At 35.8% G+C, this 21479-nt stretch carries 16 protein-coding genes; 2 read left to right on the top strand and 14 right to left on the bottom strand.

What is annotated here, in order from left to right:
* Positions 1–379: 379 nt before the first annotated feature.
* The 13 genes from J2S19_RS09585 to J2S19_RS09525 form a co-directional block, all read right to left on the bottom strand.
* Positions 380–1411 carry a SepM family pheromone-processing serine protease gene (locus tag J2S19_RS09585; RefSeq protein WP_307340702.1) on the bottom strand — a complete coding sequence of 344 codons (1032 nt, stop codon included), beginning with the start codon at positions 1409–1411 and terminating at the stop codon, positions 380–382.
* 145 nt (positions 1412–1556) lie between these two features.
* Positions 1557–4304, bottom strand: a complete 2748-nt coding sequence (locus J2S19_RS09580) for a GTPase domain-containing protein (RefSeq protein WP_307340699.1) — start codon at positions 4302–4304, stop codon at positions 1557–1559.
* Positions 4305–4615: 311 nt separating this feature from the next.
* The gene (locus J2S19_RS09575; protein WP_307340697.1) at positions 4616–5092 is read right to left on the bottom strand and encodes a hypothetical protein; all 477 of its coding nucleotides are present in this window, start codon (positions 5090–5092) and stop codon (positions 4616–4618) included.
* 176 nt (positions 5093–5268) lie between these two features.
* Positions 5269–7992, bottom strand: coding sequence for a carbohydrate-binding domain-containing protein (locus J2S19_RS09570; protein WP_307340694.1), 2724 nt, complete (start codon positions 7990–7992; stop codon positions 5269–5271).
* A 201-nt stretch (positions 7993–8193) separates the two neighbouring features.
* Positions 8194–9966, bottom strand: coding sequence for a methyl-accepting chemotaxis protein (locus J2S19_RS09565; protein ID WP_307340692.1), 1773 nt, complete (start codon positions 9964–9966; stop codon positions 8194–8196).
* Between the two features lie 220 nt (positions 9967–10186).
* A complete protein-coding gene (locus tag J2S19_RS09560; RefSeq protein WP_307340690.1) occupies positions 10187–11539 on the bottom strand; it encodes a GH1 family beta-glucosidase in 1353 nt (450 codons plus the stop codon).
* A gap of 80 nt (positions 11540–11619) precedes the next feature.
* Positions 11620–12633 (bottom strand): LacI family DNA-binding transcriptional regulator, encoded by a 1014-nt coding sequence (locus J2S19_RS09555; protein ID WP_307340686.1) that lies wholly within the window; start codon positions 12631–12633, stop codon positions 11620–11622.
* A 370-nt stretch (positions 12634–13003) separates the two neighbouring features.
* Complete coding sequence (locus J2S19_RS09550; RefSeq protein ID WP_307340683.1) at positions 13004–13846, bottom strand: carbohydrate ABC transporter permease; 843 nt, start codon at positions 13844–13846, stop codon at positions 13004–13006.
* Complete coding sequence (locus J2S19_RS09545) at positions 13843–14772, bottom strand: carbohydrate ABC transporter permease (RefSeq protein WP_307340721.1); 930 nt, start codon at positions 14770–14772, stop codon at positions 13843–13845. Before J2S19_RS09545 ends, J2S19_RS09550 begins: the two co-directional genes overlap by 4 nt.
* A 112-nt stretch (positions 14773–14884) precedes the next feature.
* Positions 14885–16183, bottom strand: a complete 1299-nt coding sequence (locus tag J2S19_RS09540; RefSeq protein WP_307340678.1) for an ABC transporter substrate-binding protein — start codon at positions 16181–16183, stop codon at positions 14885–14887.
* A gap of 1049 nt (positions 16184–17232) precedes the next feature.
* A complete protein-coding gene (locus J2S19_RS09535; protein WP_307340675.1) occupies positions 17233–17646 on the bottom strand; it encodes a DUF350 domain-containing protein in 414 nt (137 codons plus the stop codon).
* An 8-nt stretch (positions 17647–17654) separates the two neighbouring features.
* Positions 17655–18908: a glutathionylspermidine synthase family protein gene (locus J2S19_RS09530; RefSeq protein WP_307340672.1), complete on the bottom strand. Its 1254-nt coding sequence runs from the start codon at positions 18906–18908 to the stop codon at positions 17655–17657.
* Positions 18908–19231, bottom strand: coding sequence for a hypothetical protein (locus J2S19_RS09525; RefSeq protein ID WP_307340668.1), 324 nt, complete (start codon positions 19229–19231; stop codon positions 18908–18910). The genes J2S19_RS09530 and J2S19_RS09525 overlap by 1 nt, the downstream gene beginning before the upstream one ends.
* Before the next feature lie 392 nt (positions 19232–19623).
* On the opposite strand from J2S19_RS09525, the gene J2S19_RS09520 reads away from it, so the two are divergent.
* Entirely contained in the window at positions 19624–20073 is a 450-nt protein-coding gene (locus J2S19_RS09520; protein WP_307340666.1) for a hypothetical protein, read from the top strand.
* Between the two features lie 3 nt (positions 20074–20076).
* A complete protein-coding gene (locus J2S19_RS09515; protein ID WP_307340663.1) occupies positions 20077–20859 on the top strand; it encodes a CPBP family intramembrane glutamic endopeptidase in 783 nt (260 codons plus the stop codon).
* A gap of 86 nt (positions 20860–20945) precedes the next feature.
* Here the strand turns inward: J2S19_RS09515 and J2S19_RS09510 are convergent, their stop codons facing one another.
* Positions 20946–21479, bottom strand: a complete 534-nt coding sequence (locus J2S19_RS09510; RefSeq protein ID WP_307340662.1) for a GGDEF domain-containing protein — start codon at positions 21477–21479, stop codon at positions 20946–20948.

Below are 21479 nucleotides of genomic sequence, written 5' to 3'. Positions count from 1 at the left end.
GAAGAACATTTCGCCACCGCTCTTTTTAATTTTTGGTCTTCATCTCCTTTATGAAGAACATTTCGCCGCCGCTCTTTTTAATTTTTGGTCTTCATCTCCTTTATGAAGAACTTTATGAAGAACATTTCGCGAAATCACTTAGAATATAAGGTTTCATCCCTCTTTTTGAAGCAACACTGCACAACGTATTATTTCACCTCGAGAGCTTGGTTTTGATAGGATTGTTCCCAAACATGAAAAAAACCTCCATTTCCGTGGAGGTTTTTTAAGGTTTTTCAATTGAAAGTATCTGGGGGGATACGGTAGTAATTATTTACCCGATTTTTTCAAGGATAAACCTAAATTGTTAATTTTTTTCTATATTTTTATAAAATTTTTATCACTGTTTATTTTCTAGTTTTTTTAAGTAAGTAACTGCTTCATCGAGTGTTGCGACTGGGACAATTTCTATTTCGTAATTGTTTGCTTTTGCTTCTTTGCGGACGTCTTTTTCGTTGCTGTCGAGTGCTGTTAAGTCTTTTGGTGTAAAGAAAATATCGGCACCTTCTTTGTAGGCGGATGTGACTTTGTGTGTAATGCCGCCGATTTGACCAACATTGCCGTGATGGTCAATTGTGCCTGTACCGGCGATTTTATAGCCTTTTGTTAAATCTTCTTCAGTTAGTTGGTTTAATATTTCTAATGAGAACATAAGACCTGCAGAAGGGCCACCAATATCTTCACTTTCTATCTTCGCATCACGAGGAAGGGTTGCTGTAAAGTCCTCTTCTGGTTGGAACCCAATTCCGGCTCGGTTGGTTTGCTTGTCTACCGCCATTAATTCCACTGTTTCCTTCAGCTCTTTATCATCTCGCATAATCACTAAATCAACAGTATCTCCTGGCTGTTTATTCTGTTCTAAATAGGTTGTGAATTCTGTTACTTCACCTATCTGCTTACCGTCAATACTTGTTATCACATCACCGACTTGAAGTATATCTTTTGCTGGTGAGTTAGCTAATAATTGGTTAACAAATATTCCATGGTAGTCCATTTCTACCTTTTCGCCAGCCGTTGTAAATGCTGCGACAAGTGCATTTTGCTTGGAATCTTTCATCATAAAGTCTAATAGCTTGCTATATTCTTCATCTGATAAATTTCCTTTTACATCTTTTTCTTGTTTAATTTCTGTATGGGGGGCGATGAGACCATATCCCAATATATAAATATTTGCTGCCTTCAATGAAAGAATCGTTGTTAAATGAAAGCTCCCCTTTTCATCTTTATGTCCGCCTTCAATTGTAACCCTTGACTCCAACTCTTCAATCGGACCGGGTTGATATAAATAGTATGGTGTCGGTATGAATGCAATAATGATGAGCAATAAACAAAAAATCAGGATTCGTTTGAATGTTTGGGTACGTTTTGGCATTTATGTTTGTCTCCTCGTTCGCCATTCTCTTTTTATCTATTATTATATGTCTTTTGCGCTAAAAAGAGAATGAGATAATCCTCATTCAAAACAAGTAAAGACCGCTTCAACAAGGTGTCCTCGTTAAAACGGTCCAATCAAGAGATTACCTGCTTCGGCTATAATCTTTTTTCGCTTGCAATATAAATTCTTGTTGCAGTAGATTTACTTCGAACAGCTTTAATGGATCATAAAAGAAATGCGGTGATACTTTCATTTCATTTAATTCTTCTTTACTATCTGCGATAATCGCTTCTGTTTCTGTAATGATTTCCCCTACTTCTTCTGCAGGCTGATGATAGAATGTATGAATATCTTGATGAATGCCCTTTTCAAACAATTCAAAAGGTAAGAATACTTTTTTCGTAATTGAGGTAATTACTTCTTCATATGATTCATTCTCGATATATTTTCGGTATTGGTTGGCCATCATTGCTTTATTTTGATTCATTGCTCCGAATAGCTTTCCAGCACCTTTTAATAGAATTTGTGTTGGTGTTCTTTTTAGAAGAATATTTTCCTTTTCATACTGTATTCTTCCTGCCATCCGATTTAAGTCACGATGCCAATCTTCTAAAATTGAAAATTCGCACTCTAGCGCAAGTTTATCAATTTGATAAAGTTCCTTGAAGCTTTCCTTCATTTCAATCAGATATGTCTGACTATCTAGGAGTACATCGTGAATGTCTTTCAGCCAATTCTCAAACTTGTCACATAATCCTGGTAAAAATATTCCTTCAAAATATTCTTTTAGCTTTGCGTTCATCTCGTCGTTAATCGTTAAATGAACCTTTTTAAAATCACTGTCATCTTTAATAAGCTCTGCAGTTTCTTTTAAAATCATTGGAATCGTTGCTTTTAATTCGTCTCTTCCTTCATCAAGAAGAGTACGATAGGATTTCACAAGTTCATGACCTTTTTCTAACGTTAAATCATTAAGCTTGTTTGAGAAGCCATTCATTCTGCCTAGCAAGTCTTCATGCCATTGTATTGAATCAATTAAGCCCTTCTCCATATCCACTCGTTTTTGCAGCAGTTCGGCTAATAAATTGTGAACGAGTGTTAATACTTTAGCAGTTCGCTTTTCCTGTTTTTCTTGTTCGTCATATGGATAATGGTCTGATAAAAAGCTATTTAACTGTGTGTATTGTTCATTAAATGGATGGAGCGATGAATATGGTAGTACGTCTGAGCCAGGATAAATTGATTGAATCGTTGATTTAATCATATCAATTCTTTTTCTTGTCTCTTCATCACTGCTAATTAGGTCAACCTTATTCAATATAAAGTGAACCTGTATATTCGGTGCAACATTTTTTATTTGACTAAGAAAATCAAATTCGTGATCTGAAAATGGTATAGAGCCATCGACAACGTATAGTAATCCATCAACTAAAGGCAACAAATCAAAAAAGTCTTGTCTAATCCCGTTAGTACGAATCGGCGGGCTGTCTATAATCACACATTGATGCTCATGTAAGAGGATACATGGTCGTTTTATTTGATAAATTTCCTGGTCTATTACAGTAACATCTAAGTATTGGTTACCTTTAATGGTCTGAACTTGTTGTGAATTAATTCGATTCGATTCAAGCACATCATTATCTTCTATGAAAACAAAAGAAGACGTATTTTCCGGTAGAATCTTGTCACCGACTAGAGATTGAACAAAAGTAGTTTTACCGCTACCGCTGTTCCCTGCGAGTAGAAAATGATTTTTCACATGAGGTTTTGTCACTTCATCAAGTAGCCACTGTTGCCTTTTATCAATATTAATTGAATGCTTCAATGCCCACTTGCTAATTGCATGGAACAATTCTACAGCAATATCAAGTCCACTATCGTTATTTTCCGCCTCAAATATAATCGATTCTGCATTATATACAGCATCAGGTAAAATTGTCCCAGGAAATATTTCATTCCATGCTAATACCGTCGCAGAAGGAAGAAGTCCGTCGCTATTTTCTGATAAGGAAAGCCAATTGGATAAAAGATTCGGGATGACACTATGTAGCTCACTTAAATAGTATGAACCACTTGTTAACTGTAGAAATGTTGATTCAAATAAATCGACTACCTTACGCCAATTTGCATTAGTTATTTCAACATCTATCGAATAGAAAAAATCATTCACTGTTCTAATCCAGGATAAATAGTAGTTTGTTTCCTTGTAACGATGCCAAAGCGCCTCAACGAGTTGGATAAAGGCATGCTCATCCACTTCATAAAATGTTAGCAATGCTTCCGCAAAAAATCCTGGTTCAAATTGCTTTGAGTGACCTGCTTTCACATATGATATTAAAGTTGAAAACCACTCTTCTTGCTCCGTTCGAATTGATTCTTTGATCGCTAATTTAACGGCATGCTCAATATCATCTTGCTGTTCGTAAAAGTTGCGTGCAATTTTCGTTACATTTGGATAATCAGCATTTAACTGCAATGCTTTACTTAAAATCTCATATGCGTTTTCTAGATTGTTATTTTCTTGATAGAGATAAAATAAATTTAAATACACTTCAATTGCAAGTACTGGGTCACCACTATTTATTGAAGTATATTTTTCCTCTGCTGCCGAAATAAGCCCCAATTTATAGTAGGCATCACCGATATTTTTATGTGCCCATTGCTCAAGTTCATTATTGATATTTTCCCACTTAAAAATTGCAGTTTCATAATCTTTATAATGATAATACAATTCACCTTGTGCAAAGCGAATATACGATAAATCAAAATCCTCTATTTTCTTTTGTTCATCAAAGTAGATTTGCCCAAGCACTTCTGCAGTTGGTTTTGTTTTCTCGTCTAAAAAGTTGTGATAATATATTTTCTCGATAAGCTGTTTTTCGTCAATCATTTTGAATCCTCCTCCCGAAAATTGATACGGGTTATCGTTAAATGTTAATTACACTATTTATTTTATATGTACTGGTGTTAGGTTTAGGTATGACTTAAGAGGGGGCTTTTAACAGATTTATGGTCATGAAAGTTTGAATAAGGTCTATTGTTATTATACAACTGATTCAATTTGATTTGTTTATAATTTGCCTCTAAGCATGATTAGTTTATTTCCCTTACATCTAGTTTAGAAGTTTACAATCGAAAATTGAATAAAAATCAGAAAAAAACCAATTCCTTCATATATACTTCGCTGAAAGAATTGGTTTTTTAGGGTGATTTTACTTTTTTATTTTTGTTTATCCACTTCAATATTCCCCAAATGATGAATCCGACTAATAACCCGGGAATGAGCGAAAGCATTGGAAACCAAACAGGGCCCAATTTTACACCGTTAATTTTTGCAATTGGCGAATACATGATGCCAACTGTAATAAAATAGGCACCAAAAACAAATGGGAAGAAGGAATACTTTGATACTTCTCCTTCAGCATCCTTAAATGCATCCCACATCGCAAACATGTATAAACATGGATAAAACATTAGCCATTGAAAATCAACAACTTGAAATGCTTTGTCAATATCCCCCAGGAAACTGGCCATAATTGCTGAATTAAAATTACTACACACATTGACAAGGAATTCCAAAAAAATAAACACAAAACCTTTTGCATATTTTTTGTTTAATAGTTGGGCAAATCCGGGTAATGCAATACTCCAAAAAATCGCTTCAATTTTACTTGTCATAGTGAATGCTTCCTATTCTTTCTTATTTCTTTTTAGTATGTAACAACCCTTTCCGTTGTCTTACTAGCACTGTGACTTTATTATTTACAGTGACTTCCAATTCCATTCTAATTTAAGATATTATTTTTTAGAAATATATAAGGAGCACGTCTATTGAAAGACGTGCTCCTATCACATTAACTATTTCTTCTCTTCTGTATGGTAAATCCTAATGAACCGATTAGAATAATTAGACATCCTAGTAAGAAGAAATTGTACATTGTTGTAGCCGTTTGAGGTAAATGGTGTTTATTTTCATTTTTTATCATATTTTGTTTAGCATCCTCATTACCCTTAACATCACTTACTGGCGATACTGGAATCTTACCACTGTCTTCTGATTGTCCAGGTGTTAGGGTCTCGCCTTCTTCATCACCTGCTTCTGGTTCTGGTGTCTCGCCTTCTTCGTCACCTGCTCCTGGTTCCGGTGTCTCGCCTTCTTCATCTCCTGTACCTGGTTCCGGTGTCTCGCCTTCTTCGTCTCCTGTACCTGGTTCTGGTGTCTCGCCTTCTTCATCTCCTGTACCTGGTTCCGGTGTCTCGCCTTCTTCGTCTCCTGTACCTGGTTCCGGTGTCTCGCCTTCTTCATCTCCTGTACCTGGTTCTGGTGTTTTCTCATTTTGAAAACGTACATTATCAATAGACATTTTTCCTGCATAATCACTTTCTTGATCTGCAATAATAAGTGTAAGATCACGTAAGATTGTATCCGCTGAAATGACTTTATCTTCTAAGATATTATTTAAATCAAATAATATTTCATAATGATATAAACCATCTGCAGTTTGTAGTTGACTGTCAAGTTGAGTTAAATCAATTGTATGCACATCTGCTGCTTGGGCCCAATAACCAAGACTAGGTGGGGCAAGGGCTAGATTGACCGAGAGTGCTCCTGAGCTCGCACGAACAGGGTTTAGATAAAGGTCAAAAGCTAAATATTGATTTTCACCTCTACTTGTATTAATGTCGCCAAGTATGATTCTCGGAGCTGAAGCCCAAGCATCACCAGGTTTGACTTCCGGATAGGCAACATCCCAAGTTAATGCCTTTGACCCATTAGCTTCTTGAATAGTCAGAGAGCTTTTCACTCCGGAGGCTTGGTCCCACTTCCAGCCTTGACGAGTATTGTCCTCAAAATTTGATGGGAATGTCGGCGTTCCTAATTCATCATGAACAATCGGTTCTTCTACAATTGTTCGATCGCCTGTCACTGTAATGTTATCTAGCTTAATTTCATCTGTTTGGGTTGCTCCAATAAATAAAATGAGATTGGTTAACTGGCTATTTTCTTGATCTGTAGCGATTGCTTCAAGATTAGGAGAATCCTCTCGAGAAATCGATAATTTTGCTTTATATGTTCCGTCATTTTGTACTGCAAAGTCTTCTTCATTCACTTGGATCGCACGTGTAGGATTAGCCCATCCATAACTGCTATTTTGTGGGATTGCCGCAATTGATACAGTTGTCGGTGTCGTTACTATGACATCCATACTAAGCTCATTTGCCCCCAATATATCAACTTCAGTATTTAAACCATCAGCCGATAGACGTAGATTTGCCCAATAATTTCCCTCTGTTACATCGTTACTATTTGTTAATCCACTAATGTGTAAGGCATTATTACTATTTGCTAATTGAATATCCTTAATTGGACTGTCGGGATTGATACCGAATCCTTGTAATGTTCCATCGTTAAAATCCCAAATCACTGTTTGAAATTCTTCTTTTGTACGGTCAATCGGCTCGTAAGGTACACCCTTTATTCGCGCACGAACATATTCTCCTGAAACCGTTAATTCTTTTGCTGACCATACTCCATCCTCTCCAGGATCAAGGTCTGTTGCAGCTTGTTTTCCTAATTCGAAGGGCTGAAATGCTGCAGATGTTTCATTTTTATTTGTTAACGACCAGTTTGCCCAGCTTATATTATGTTCATTTAAGAAATTAATCCAAACATCAGCCTCATTTAAATATGGACCGTTATGACCGTTTGCCTCACTCGTTCCCCATTCTGAAGCGAATACAGCAACTCCATTTTCCATGGCATATCGCGCATTACTCATGACATTTTCACGGTTTGTACTATCATCCGCTGGTTCATGTGTTCCAGAATAAAAATGAACAGTATAAACTGTATTATCATCATCAATTGGATTATCTGCTGCTAAGTCTGGACGTTGACTCCAGTTCGGGCTACCTACAATAACCAGGTTTTCATTCCCTTTATTACGAAGCATTTCAATAATTGGTTCAGCATATGATTTTACTTTATCCCATCCTGCAGCATCATTTGTAACTCCTGGTTCATTACTATTCGGTTCATTGGCAAGCTCATAAATAATAGACGGATCATTTGGATAAAGACTAGAGATTTCATCAAAGAAATTCATCGCTCCACTATATACCTCTGCATTCGGGTCACCTGGAGCATGGACATGCCAATCAACAATGACGTACATATCATTTGCTTTTGCTAACTCAATACCATCAATTACCCTTTGTTTTATAACCTCAGGATTTGTTGCATAGCCATTTTCACCAACATACATAGCAAGCCTTATTAAATTTGCACCCCAATCATTAGAAAGCGCAGAGAACGCGCGTTCATTTACGATATCAGGGAACCATTGAAGACCGTGAGTACTCATTCCTCGTAGTTGTATCGGCTCCCCATTTTTATCACTCAATGTTTTCATCCCGTTGATATCGGTAATTTTTAATGCACCTGCTGTTGACGGTTTTTTCGCTGGCTCAACAATTAAATGATTAAATTCTGTTTCCTCTGCTTGTGTATATGATGGTAAATAGACGAATATCAATATAAATGTTATAGAAAGAACGAACCCCTTTAGTTTTCCCAACGTAAATCCTCCTCTTAAAGTAGAACAAATCATCCCCATGAATTGTCCATGTTAAAATCTGTAATCGCTTCCAATAAATTTTTTAATAATAGCTGTAATAAGTCTTACCTCTTCATCACCTCCTTAAATGTGCAAAGTTTCTTCATTTTAACTTTGTCTCAAACTATTAGGTTATCTATACGACTGCGTTCCCGACAGTTGCTAAAAAATGAACTTTTGAACTTGCTTTTGAAGCTCTAGTGCTTGACCACTTAAGGATTCCGCGGCCATTGATATTTCCTCCATCGAGGCATTTTGTTCTTCTGCAGATGCGGCTACTTCCTCTGAATTAGTAGCTGACTGGATTGAAATTGCTGATATCTCCTTAACCATTTTCACTAACTGTTGTGAATTTGTATGAACTTGTTCGGCTACATTTGAAGCAGCTTGTGATTGAGCTGTAACCTCAGCAATCATTTGAGCTATTTCGATAAAAGTTTTGCCTGTCATATTTACCATTGAAAGGCCTTCATCAACTGAGGAAGAACCCTCGACCATTAACCCTTCAGTTCGAATTGCTTCTCCAGCTATTTCATTCACTAACATCTTAATGTTTTCTGCAGCTTGTCCAGATTGTTGTGAAAGCTTCTTCACTTCTTTTGCTACAACTGCAAAGCCTACTCCATGCTCTCCTGCTCTTGCCGCTTCAATAGCTGCATTTAACGCTAGTAAATTTGTTTGTTCAGCTATTTCAGTAATTAACCCAACAATTTGACCGATTTCCTTTGATTTCTCTCCTAGTGTATGGACAGCAGTTGAAGTTAGATTGACCTTCTTATGGACATCTTTCATTTGTTCAATTGTTTGTGAAACAATATCCTGACCACTAGTCGCATGCTCATTTGTTAATTTTGCTAAGTCTGCTACAGAGTGAATAGATGATGATACATGCTCCATGCCACTAGAAATCCTCTTACCAATCTCATTTGCAGCGGATGCATGTGAGACTTGATTTTCGATACCATATGCTACTTCCTGAATAGAGGTAGAAATTTGCTCAGTTGCTTTTTTCGTCTGGTCAGCACTTGCGGAAAGTTCTTCTGATGTTGCTGTAACGAGTTGTGCATTATCATTTACATGGTGTATTAAATTCATTAGATTATCGGACATTTGATTAAAGTCATTGGCCAATTGACCGATTTCATCTTTATTTTTAATCGTTAGAGGTTCCGTTAACAAATTCCCAGAGGCTACTTGTTTAACCTTGCTTGTAATAAGCGCCAACGGTTTAGATATATTTCGTCCGAGTGTAATCCCTAAAATGATTGAAATAATAAGAACAAGAACAATTATTACTACCGAAAGTATAAATGTTTCAACAAGGATTTGGTCACTTTCTCTCTTTACTTCGGCAACATGCTGTTGATTTAACTCAACTAATTGTGATAAATAATTTTCAACGACTTCAATTTGTCTTCTAGAATCTCTTATTGTTGTCTTTACCTGATTACTTTCCGCATTTCTAGACAGTTCTAATACTTGTTCGTGAACTTGTAAGTATGCATCCCATTCCGTGCGAAAATTTTGATAGATTTCTTTTTCCTTTTCAGTGGTTATCACTTCTTCATAATCTTCAAACAGCTCGTCTAAGTTTAAAAAAATCTCTTCAAAACGTTGCTCGAAATCATCCATCTCACTGACTGTTTTTGCATTTGCATAAAATAGCTGAAAGGATACAACTTGCTCGATATAAAAACGCATTTCCCCTAAGCCTTCAACTGTTGGAAGCCACGTCTGTTGAATTTCTGTTGATTTTTGATTAATTTTATTCATACCATACAAAATAAACGCACTTAATCCAGCTATTAACATAAACATCGTTAAAAACGTAATAAATATTTTTCTACCAACGGTTTTTCTTGTTTTCTTCTCTTTCAAGCTATTTCTCTTTATTTTTGTAGATTTTGTATGATTCCATTTATTGACCTTCCCCATAAAAATCCCCTCTATATTTATATTGGTAGTAGCGACAAACGAATGATGATTATATAGATGGTAATTGAGCTAAGCAAAAACCCCACACTTATCACAGTTGAAGATTTTCATTACAGATTTGAATGCCTTGTATTAGGTAAAAGGGCCAGTCCTAATCAAGAGATAATCACTTTATGTAAAGGTTACATTATCTAAAGAGGTACTGACCCTAATAAGTTCATTATTTATATGTCATCTCAAACCAACCATTATTAATCATATGCTTATACCAATAGTAGCTGTCTTTTTTAGTTCTTTCTAACGTATTGAAATCAATATGAATTAAACCAAATCGCTTATCATAGCCAAGAGCCCATTCAAAATTATCTAGTAATGACCATGTTAAATAACCTTTAATATTTACCCCAGCATCAATACTTCTCTTTAATGAGGTAAGATGCTGTTTTAAATAATCAATTCTTCTTTCATCTTTTACCCGCCCATTTTCAACGCCATCGTTATAACAAGCACCGTTTTCTGTAATATAAATTGGAATGTCACCATACTCGTCTTTTAGTTTCTTTAATGCTTTATAAAAGCCTTCAGGGTAGATATTCCAATTGAAATCAGTTTTTTCATAGCCGATATCAATTTTTTCTAATTCGAATAAGCCTTCCCCTTCTTTATAACGTCCGACACTACCTGTATAATAATTGATGCCGACGAAGTCAATCGGTTGATTAATAACATTGAGATCGCCCTCTTCAACAGCTAACGTTGCACCATTTTTTGCAAACAAATCAACCATAAATTGTGGGTAGGTACCTTTAAATACTGGATCAAAGAACCATTCAATAAAATATGCCATCCCACGGTTACATGCATCAATATCTTCCTGTTTCGTACTAAAAGGTTCAACCCATTCTAGATTTGGTGCATAGCCGATTTCACCTTCTATACCAGTACTTCTAAATCTTGTTACTGCTTTTCCATGCGCTACAAGCAAATGATGGGAAATTGTCACTGCCAGCTGTAAATCTTTGTACCCTGGTGCATGTTCACCAATATAATTTGATAAAAACGATACACACCATGGTTCATTAATTGTAATCCATTTCTTAATTTTTCCATTGAATTGTTTGAACATAAACTCAGCATAATCTGCAAATGCATCAGTCGTTTCTCGATTTGCCCAGCCACCTTCATCTTGAAGTGCCTGAGGTAAATCCCAATGGTACAATGTACACATCGGTTCAATGCCATTCTCGATTAATGCATCGACGAAGTCATGATAGTACTGTAATCCTTTTTCATTCACTTCACCTTTACCTGTAGGGAAGATACGTGGCCAAGATACAGAAAAACGGTAAATATCAATACCAAGTTCCTTCATTAGCTGAATATCCTCATTGTAGCGATGATAGCTATCACATGCGATATCACCATTGTCCCCATTTTTCACTTTTCCTGGTGTATGTGAAAATGTGTCCCAAATTGAAAGCCCTCTGCCATCTTTATAGGCAGCTCCTTCAATTTGATAAGCAGCTGTTGCCGCTCCCCATCTCATATCTTTTGGAAATTCAATAATTGCCATAATTGCCTCCTAAAGTTCTTCCTCTTGTTTCTAAACTTCTAGCTCTCTCTTTATTAAAAAAACAAAATAGGATTTATATATTATTTACTACCACATGATTCTCGAATAATTAATTCAGAATCAACAAATACAGGACTAAGCTGTGAATTTCCACTAATTAAATCATTTAACATATTCGCAGCTAATTTACCTAAGCGGTCTTTATCTTGCTGTATCGTACTTAGCTGTGGAGAGCTAAAGCGACAAGCTTCAATGTCATCACAACCTATGACACGAATATCCTCTGGTACACGCATACCGCTATCTTTTATCGCTCGAATAGCTCCAAACGCCATCATATCAGATACTGCGAAAACTGCCTTAGGATACATTTTTGTATCTAGAATTCGTTTCATTGCCTCATATCCGCTTTCTTCAAAGTAATCCCCATGTTGAATCCATTCGTCACGAATTTCTAAGCCTAATTGTTGCATTGCCTGAATATATCCTTGTTCACGATATATAGTTATCGAAGAATCCTTCCTACCACCGATAAAAGCAATATCCCGAATTGAATGTAAATAAAAGTGTTGGATAACCTTACTGGAAAGGGCGTAATTTTCTGTCATCACAAAACTTGAATTTGGTCCCTTAAGCTTTAAATCGATGCCCATGCAAGGAATTTCCGATTCATCTAATTCATAAATCGCATCCTCAACATTATCACCAGCAATAATTAAGCAACCATCAACATGAAAGTGATTACATCGAGCGATATAGCTACCGTTATCTTGATAAAACTGTTCATTTGAAAACATGATTATATCGTAACCTAGTTTACCTATCGTCTTTTTAAAGGTTGTGACTACTTCATTGAAAAAGGGATGGGTAATTTCAACATTTACTTTTCCAGCATATATTAATCCGATTAAATTAGATTTTTTAGTTGCTAGTGATTTCGCAGAAAAAGTCGGTTGATAACCGGTTTCACCGATGATATCTAACACTTTTCTCTTCGTTTTTTCACTTATGCCACTATAGTTATTAATAATTTTTGAAACTGTACCAGGAGAAACTCCTGCCATTTTTGCAATATCTTTTATCGTTAAGTTCATTGTGCTCCCCTACTATGCCTTCTAAATAAATTTTTCATCAAAGCTAATTCTTACATATAAATTATTGGCTAATTTTCAAGGACATTGTCGTTTGTTTATAGTTTACGTTTTGGGATGCTTTCCACATACGATCCTTACTTTTCTTTCAAAACAACTCTGTTAAAAACCACAATCTTCTAGAAAAGTGCCGTATTGTATTAATAGACCCGGTATATCTCTTAGAAGAAAAAAACCTTCTTCACTATCGATTGTACCAAGGTCTATTAATTAGTGAAGGTTAGAAATAGCTAATCCTAAAAATAGATTACTAATAAATCATGTTTTCTACAAATTTCTTATATTGCTGATTTTATTATTCTCTAGCAAATAGTTATTTAACCGCACCTTCTGTAATACTTGAAATAAACAACCTGTTAAAGAACAAGAATATAATAATTAGTGGTACAGTTGCCCAGAATACTCCAGATAAAATCATTCCGAAGTCAACTTTATAACCTGTGCTTAAAGATGCTAGAGCCACTTGGATAGTATACATATCAGGGTCTCTCAGAACTGTAAATTGCCATAAGAACTCTCCCCAAACAGCGGTGAAGACGATAATTCCTAATGTTGCAAATGCTGGTAGAATGATAGGTAAAACAATACTTCGATAGATTCTAAAGTTTGAGCAGCCATCAAGCTTAGCAGCTTCAATTAGCTCATCTGGTACAGAGTTACTAACATACTGGCGCATTAAGAAAATCCCTAATGGATTTAGAAATGATAGAATCATAACACCTTGTAGAGTATCCAATAATCCCGCTTTTGAGATTAAATAATATTGTGGGATTAATCCCAATTGTGGCGGGATAACAAGTGTTAATAAAATTGCAAGAAAAAAGAAGTTTTTCCCTGGGAATTTGAATTTAGCAAATGCAAATCCAGCTAATGAACTAATTAACAAGACTACTAGTGTAACTGTTACACAAAGAATAACTGTATTCCACATTGCCCCGAAAAAGTTAATTTGGTCAAGAACCTTTTTAAAGTTTTCAACAAGCATGTTCCCCGGTGTTATCGTAGGAGGAAGGGAATTAAAAGCTGAGCTTGGTCGTGTCGCCATGACGAACATCCAATAAAACGGAAACATCGATAATAGCGCAGATACAATTAAGAATAAATAGATGAAAATTCGACTAATTGAATTTTTCTTTACTCCGACCTCTTGACTCATAATTTAGCCTCCTTTCTCTTTTTACCGACACCAGAAGTTAAGTACGTATTAATCGCTGAGAAGATAATGATAATAAATAGTAATATTAAAGCTGTAGCAGATGCAGTACCGAATGATTGAAGACTAAAAGCGTCTCGGTATAAGTACATTACAACTGTTAATGCTTCTTCCCTTGAGAATGCATTCGCTCCTAAGAATACAGTTGGTTCTGCAAATAACTGTAGTGCTCCAACTGTTGAGAAGAATACATTTAATACGATAAACGGTTTTAACAGCGGCATCGTAATATGGATAAGCTGTTGAAATTTGTTAGCTCCATCGATTGTTGCAGCCTCATATAAATCATTTGAAATACTTTGTATTCCAGCTAAATAAATAATCGTGTTATAACCAACCCATCTCCAAAAGACCATAATTGAGACGGCAATCTTTGTTCCCCACTCAGATGCTTGCCAGCTTACCGGTTCAAAACCGAAAAGGCCAATCACATAGTTCGCAATTGATGATTCACTATTACTAAATAACACGCTGAAGATAAGTGCTACAGCAACCATTGACGTGATATAAGGCATGAAGATCGTTACTCTGAAGAAATTTCGGAACTTGAGGAACGATAAATTTAATAAGTAGGCTAAAATAATCCCTACAACTAACTGAGGAGCAGTACCCATTAAACCAATGATTATTGTGTTATAGATTGACTTCCAAAACAGTGGATCCGTTAAAACAACAACAAAGTTATCAAGACCGACAAACTCCATCGGTGCTAGACCATTCCACTTTTGGAATGCTAGAAAAATACTGAATAAAGCAGGGTATAATCCTACAATTGCAAAAATGATAAAAAATGGAGCTATATAAAGATAGCCTGAAATCATGTCCTTTTTTTCTTCAGACAATTGCTTCTTCTGTTTACCCTTTTTCATAGAGACAAGATTTTGATTTACTTGTTTATCCTTTACTGAATTCATTTTCACTCCCCGTTCCTTTTTCAAAAGTAGGGTATGGAATCACGAAGGAACCCATACCCCAAGAGTTTTATCGACTTAATAAATCATTTGCTTTTTTAATGCCAGCTTTCCATTCTTTTTCTGGGTCCTTACCAGTTTGAATGTTTTGTAATCCATTAGTAATTGCTTCATGAACTGGGAAGTATTTTTCACCTTTGTACGGTAATCCTTTGATATCTTGTGCTGCTTCTGCGAACACTACAGATGAAACTTGACCTCCAAAGAACTCATCTTCCATTGTTTTGAATTCTTCCATATCATATACTTCAACAGCAGAAGGGAATAATCCAGCATCTTGGAATGATTTTAATTGTTGTTCAGGAGCTACTAACCATTCGATAAAATCGTAAGCTTCTTGAGCATGTTCAGTTTCTTTTGGTACAGAAAGGTAAGATCCTCCCCAGTTTGATGCAAATTCTTCAGGTAGTTTTGCCACTCTAAAAAATCCTGATGCTTCTGGAGCGTTATCTTTCAACCAGCCCTTAAACCAACCAGCACCTAACGCAACTGCAAAATCACCATTTTTCACACCGTTACTCCATTCAGGAGACCACATTTCAGCTGGTCCTACATAACCTTTTTCCCATAATTCAGCTGCAAAATCAAAAGACTTTTTCACTTCACTGCCTTCTTTATCAGCAATTAGTTCACCTTCAGGGTTTAAGTATGCTTCTTCTGCAGGGTCTAAGTATGCACGGTATGCCATTTCAATTGTATCAACAAATGGTTTTCCTGTTTTTTCTTTTACTGTTTTCGCTGCTTCCATAAATGCTTCCGGTGAATTGATTAGATTACCAACTTCTACAGGGTCAGTTGGTAAGCCTGCTGCTTCAAATACATCTGTACGATAGTACAATGCTTTAGGACCAATATCTGTTGGAAGTCCGATTAAGAAATCTCCATCAAGGTTTGCTCCGCCATCCCATTTCCAGCCAAGATATTTATCTTGAACATCTTTCGCACCAAGGTCATATAAGTTATTGAAACGGTCTTGTGCTGCTTTGAAACGATCTAATTGATCAAGCTCTAAAAGTGCGATATCTGGAGCTCCGCTTCCTGCTGATAATGCTGTAAATAACGCATCATGATGATCAGAAGTTTCAGATGTTTTAAATTTAATTTTCACGTTTGGATTTTCTTTTTCATATTCTTCGATTAATTTATCATAGCCTGTCGCACCGAATGACCAGAAGTTTAATTCAACAACTTCGCCAGACCCTTTGCCACCGCTTTCCTTGCTGCTGCCTTCTTTGTTATTACAAGCTGCAAGTGTAAAAGCTAAAACTAATGTTAAGCCCAATGTTAACAACTTTTTCATATTTTTCATTATTTTTCCCCCTTGATATTATCCATTTCTCCAAAACTGTGAAAAGCTTTATTTCTTTCGCTTTAACACCTCCCTAAAGTAATGAAAATCCTTTTACATCTCATGTAATCTACTAACCTATTTTCGAAATCGGTTTCCATATTTCCTAGGAAAAAGCACCCTTTCATGTATGGGTAACCGTTTACAATTCAAATTATAGTTCTTTTGTACGGAAAGATCAACCATTTTTTGATTTTTTTCCAAAAATTATATAAACCGGTTTCGTAAACTATTGAATTTCTCTAATAGATTTAAGTTTTATATTTAATTAGATTCTAATCTCATAGTGATTTTGAGAGCGGAAGTGATTGTAGATAGGTGCTGCTCCTTTGGTGGTGGTGATCTATTATTATATTGCTATTCTCGTGAAGATCTACAGTTTCAGCTTTCCGTCACTTTAATCCTTTTTTGGCAGCGAAGAAGTATTTTTCTGATTTACTTTTCTTTCAAAATCTCCTTCATGACATTGATTAAGAACATTTATGACTTACTATTCTTTCAAAATCTCCTTCATGACATCGATGAAGAACATTTCTGGTTTGTCTTTCTCTCAAAATCTCCTTCATCGCATTGATGAAGAACATTTTTGATTTACTTTTCTCTCAAAATCTCCTTCATCGCACCCATGAAGGACATGTCTGGTTTACTTTTCTTTCAAAATCTCCTTCATCCCACTCATGAAGAACATTTCTGGTTTACTTTTCTTTCAAAATCTAACTTCATCCCACCCATGAAGAACATTTCTGGTTTACTTTTCTTTCAAAATCTACTTCATCCCACCCATGAAGAACATTTCTGGTTTGTCTTTCTTTCAAAACCTCCTTCATCTACTCTTTTTACGTAGTGATGCTTTATCTACTCACAATCTGTCATTCCCATCCTTCATAGAGAAGTTTTCATATACTCCCTCGGTAAACCCTATACTGTAAAGTACTATTATCACCTTACACGAACAGGACTGTCCCTTTGAGACAGCCCTGTTTACATTCGATAATATAACTACTAACTTATTAATATGTTAGTGATGCTGCAATAATTAGACCAATTGCAACAGATAAAAATAGTAAAAACAACCCGACTGCTTGATTATCATCGTCTATTGCTTGGGTAATGTTAAATTTCGGGGTTAATAATTCAGCTAAATAGAAGATGACAATTTGAATAATAATTGCTACTCCGCCCCAAATGAGCATATCCCATAGGTTAACAGAGTTAGAGATTGACGCATAAAGAACGATTGCTAACCCTAAAATTCTTCCTCCAAATGCATAGACAGCTGCCTTGTTTCCTTTACTTATTAGGGTGAATTCCTTATTTTTTGTCGTAACTTCAAATAGGAAAATTCCGACTAATAGCAATAAGCATGCCAACCCTATGTAGGAGATGGTAGATAAAAATAAATCAATAAATGTCACTTTGTTCATTCCCTTCCTTATGTATTAATACCGACTGGTAAGTAGTATGCATTATTATCCGTGATTTGTGCTCCAGCTCTTAAACCAATGCCACTTGGCTCACCATTAATTAAAAAACTACCAATTAGTATGCTTGCCTCTTTTAACCCATTCACAGTTTTAATTGTCCGTTTTGGCAGCTCCACGAACTCTTGGTAGACAGGTAATGAAGTTTCATATGTTGTCTCGTGTTCCTTAACGACTTTTCTACCTTTGTCATAAATTGAAACGGTGTCACCTTCTCGACCAAAGCTTGGTTTTTTAACATATCGTTTATCTGTATTGATAAAGTGATCCGCTTCTAAGTAAGTTGGTAAAAAATAGTCGGTGATCCATTGCTTCTCTTCATCCGAAAAATACGGATGGTTTGATTCCATCATTCCCCAAATTAACGCCTGAACAGCTTTAGACTGTAGTAGGAATGCTGAAATTGGATTAAGAATTGCTAACTTCTTCGTCTTGACTAACTCTAATAATTGCAAACCTATATGTTCATTTGTCTCTAAATCGACATCCTCTACTAAATGTTCCAGAGGATACGTTTGGCGATACAGTACATCTATCTTCTGACCTTCATCATCAAATAGTCCTTCACCTTTCATAATTGTCAACTTATGTAGTGGGACATATTTGGAGTGGACATTTGCCACATCCTTTAAAAAAAGGGTCGTTAATTTATCTTCCTCATGGTCATCATGTGAAGTAAAGACAATATTTGGCTTATCTTCAAGTGAGAAATGGTGTAATACTTCAGCAAGTGCTTTTCTCATCGCGATTCCAAGCTTATGTGCCAATCCTTCATTTGGGTCCTCTACTTGAAACACTTTACATAGCTTGCCATTTACATAGAAAACTTCTTTTTCAAATGTTGGTGTATCACTATTTATTTCAAGTAATTTTAAGCCAGCCTCTGTACGAACTAAATCAATTCTGGAAATTACTGTTTCCACTGGGAGTGCACGGTGTCTGATATATGGCAAAATCGTTTTCGGAAAATCAAGTTGTAATAATGTTTCATCAGGCAACGTTCTTAAAAAGCGGCCAATTTTTTGATAAACTATGCCCACTCTTTTTGTCACAAGCCTTATTTCGTCAAAATTTTCTTTTTCCATTAACGCGATATCATATAGACCGTATTCACCATCATATAAGTCATGCCAAAATGAATCGAGCTGTTGATATATATCTTGTCTTTGCTTACGATGCTGCTCTAAATCATAGGTATGGCTCATTAGCCACCAAACCCCCCGCTTTTACCTGAACCAAATCCAGAACTACCGCCTTTAAATGAGCTGCTTGTTTTATAACTTTTATAGGAAGAGCTCGATGTTAATTTATTTTTGGAAGAGTAATAGCTTCCTCCGTAATAATAATGACCATAATAGGAAGAATCATAGTCATCACATTCCCAAACTCCTTCATCAGCTTCCCATTCCCAATCATCACAGCTTGGATCATCAGGTGTATCTGGTAATGCCTCCTCATCTTGACAACTTGTTGCCGCAATGACAGTTACTACGAGAACGCCTGTTAATAATTTTCCTGTCTTATTCAAATAGTCTACCTCCTAACATATCCAATCAATTCCCACCTTGCTATTCATGATGGTTCTACTAAATTAATAAGTCCTACAGCAAATAAACTATGGGTGACTTGCTCCCTCAACATAAGAAGTATCGGGTATGACGTCGTAGCACATTCGCATCAAAAAAGTTGAAAAATCTTTAAGTAAAAACACCTCATGAAGAACTATATTATAGTATAGTAGAAAGAAAGAAAAACATCCATATCCTGATGCTTTTTCCTTTAATAGACAATAAGTCCTATTAAGGATTTCAATACGGACGTACCTTTATTTTCAACCTATTAACATGTATCCTATTGTTTGGCTATTGTAAATTTAGTAGGTTTGACCTAAATGATTATCAGTAAAAAATGGAGGTTTTTATGAGTAAATCCTATAAGTTAGAGTACCGATTAAATGATCCGGTTAATCATTATCCAGCTCTATTTCATTACGAATTTTCTAATCCGACAGAAATATTTTGCAGAAGGTTGTGTGAGTTTTTTGTTAAAAATGAAAAAGTGTATGTGAAAACATCATCCAGTTATGAACATGATTTTTACGTTATTTATGTAAATGTTGACGATGAGGAAACTTCCTTTGCTAATGCAGAAACGTATTCACATGTCACGTTAGAGATTCGTGACTACAAAGAGTATAGTGAATCACCTTTACTATATACATATGATTTATATTCACATGAAGAGGCTTTATCCTATATCGGCTCAGATTACTTAATGTTAAATAATACTGAATATGAGAAGATTTCAGCTGAAATTGATGAAGACAGGTCAACGTACGTTGTATATGTAACGAAGACAACAGGATACTAAGAAATGAACAACAAAGTAAATCTTTTACTAGGCTGTTTATTTTTTATTGGGATTCTCTTTATCTCTTACTCTCTTTTTTGGGGACTGTCCCCTGTCCTTTTAGTATTCATTTACTTTTATTTAAAAGGAACAAATCGTAAATTGCTTGTAGTATATTCAGCTTTCTTAATTGGTTTTACTGGTTTCCAAGTTTCAGCAACGACCTTTGCACAATTAGTTGATAATAAGCAACTAATCGTGCTAGCAAATCGACTATGTTTGCTATTCGTTGTGATTTCACTCGTATCAATATCTCGTTTTTTTAAAGAACCATTCCAATATCACAAACGACCTAAATGGGATGCAAAAATTTTCTTTCCATTCATTTGGAGGGGATTCCACAGTATAGATGTAAAATATTTCCTCCTGACTGCTATCTTGATTAATATCATCATTTTTATTCCAATCATTGCGATTCAAGATGGTGAGTACACAAATCAGTTCTTTTTATTTGCGATTAGTTTCGCGATATTGAATGCAACATTAGAGGAGTTCATCTGGAGAGGATATTTCTTATCACAGCTAAAAGAGAGCGTTAATGAGTATTATGCCGTCATTTTTACTAGTATTGGGTTTGGCTTACAGCACATTGCCATCGGTATCCCTCTTATTCCGTCGTTGCTGTTTACATTTGGAGGCTTATTCTTTGCTGGGGTTGTTGTGAGGTCAAATAGTATTTATCCATCAATTTTTTGGCACATTTTACTTAATCTCGGGATGGTTTATAGCGGCTTTATTCTATCGTAATGCCAGCGGGTGCTCATAACTGCTAGATATTCCATAATCATTGGGATTCTAGTCCGATTTCAAGCACCCGCTTTGACAATAATCTTTTAACACATTTGCTTATGTTCGTACATTTGCATGTCTGCAGTATGGAGTAGCGACTGAAAGTTATCATGCTCTGTATTTGTTGAAACCGTCTCGCCTATTGATAAAGATAAATAATATTTTTCTCCATTCATAAGGATTAACGGCTTTTGTAATAGGTCCTGTTGAATCGCCTCACTTAATTGATTACCATTGTCATTGTTAGGGACAATGACAATGAATTCATCACCACCAAGTCGCCCTACTGCACCATGCATTTTTTCAGCTTCTCGTTTCAGTAATGATGAAAGCTGTTCAAGCGCAATATTACCTGATAAATGACCGTGTTTATCATTCAATTGTTTGAAATGGTTCACATCGATAAGCATAAGTCGAAATTCTTTCCCACTCTTTAACCAGTCTTCACCGATTTTCATGATATGTCCAAAAGAGTAAACACCTGTTAAGGGGTCTGTAATGCTAGCATGTAAATAATTATCTCTTTCACGAACAAGCCGTTTAAACAGAATGATATAGGATGCAAAACAAACCCCCAT

The organism is Metabacillus malikii, from assembly GCF_030813355.1.
Lineage (GTDB): Bacteria > Bacillota > Bacilli > Bacillales > Bacillaceae > Metabacillus > Metabacillus malikii.
The sequence above is the reverse complement of the archived record's forward strand: the minus strand, read 5'-3'. Positions and strand labels throughout refer to the sequence as shown.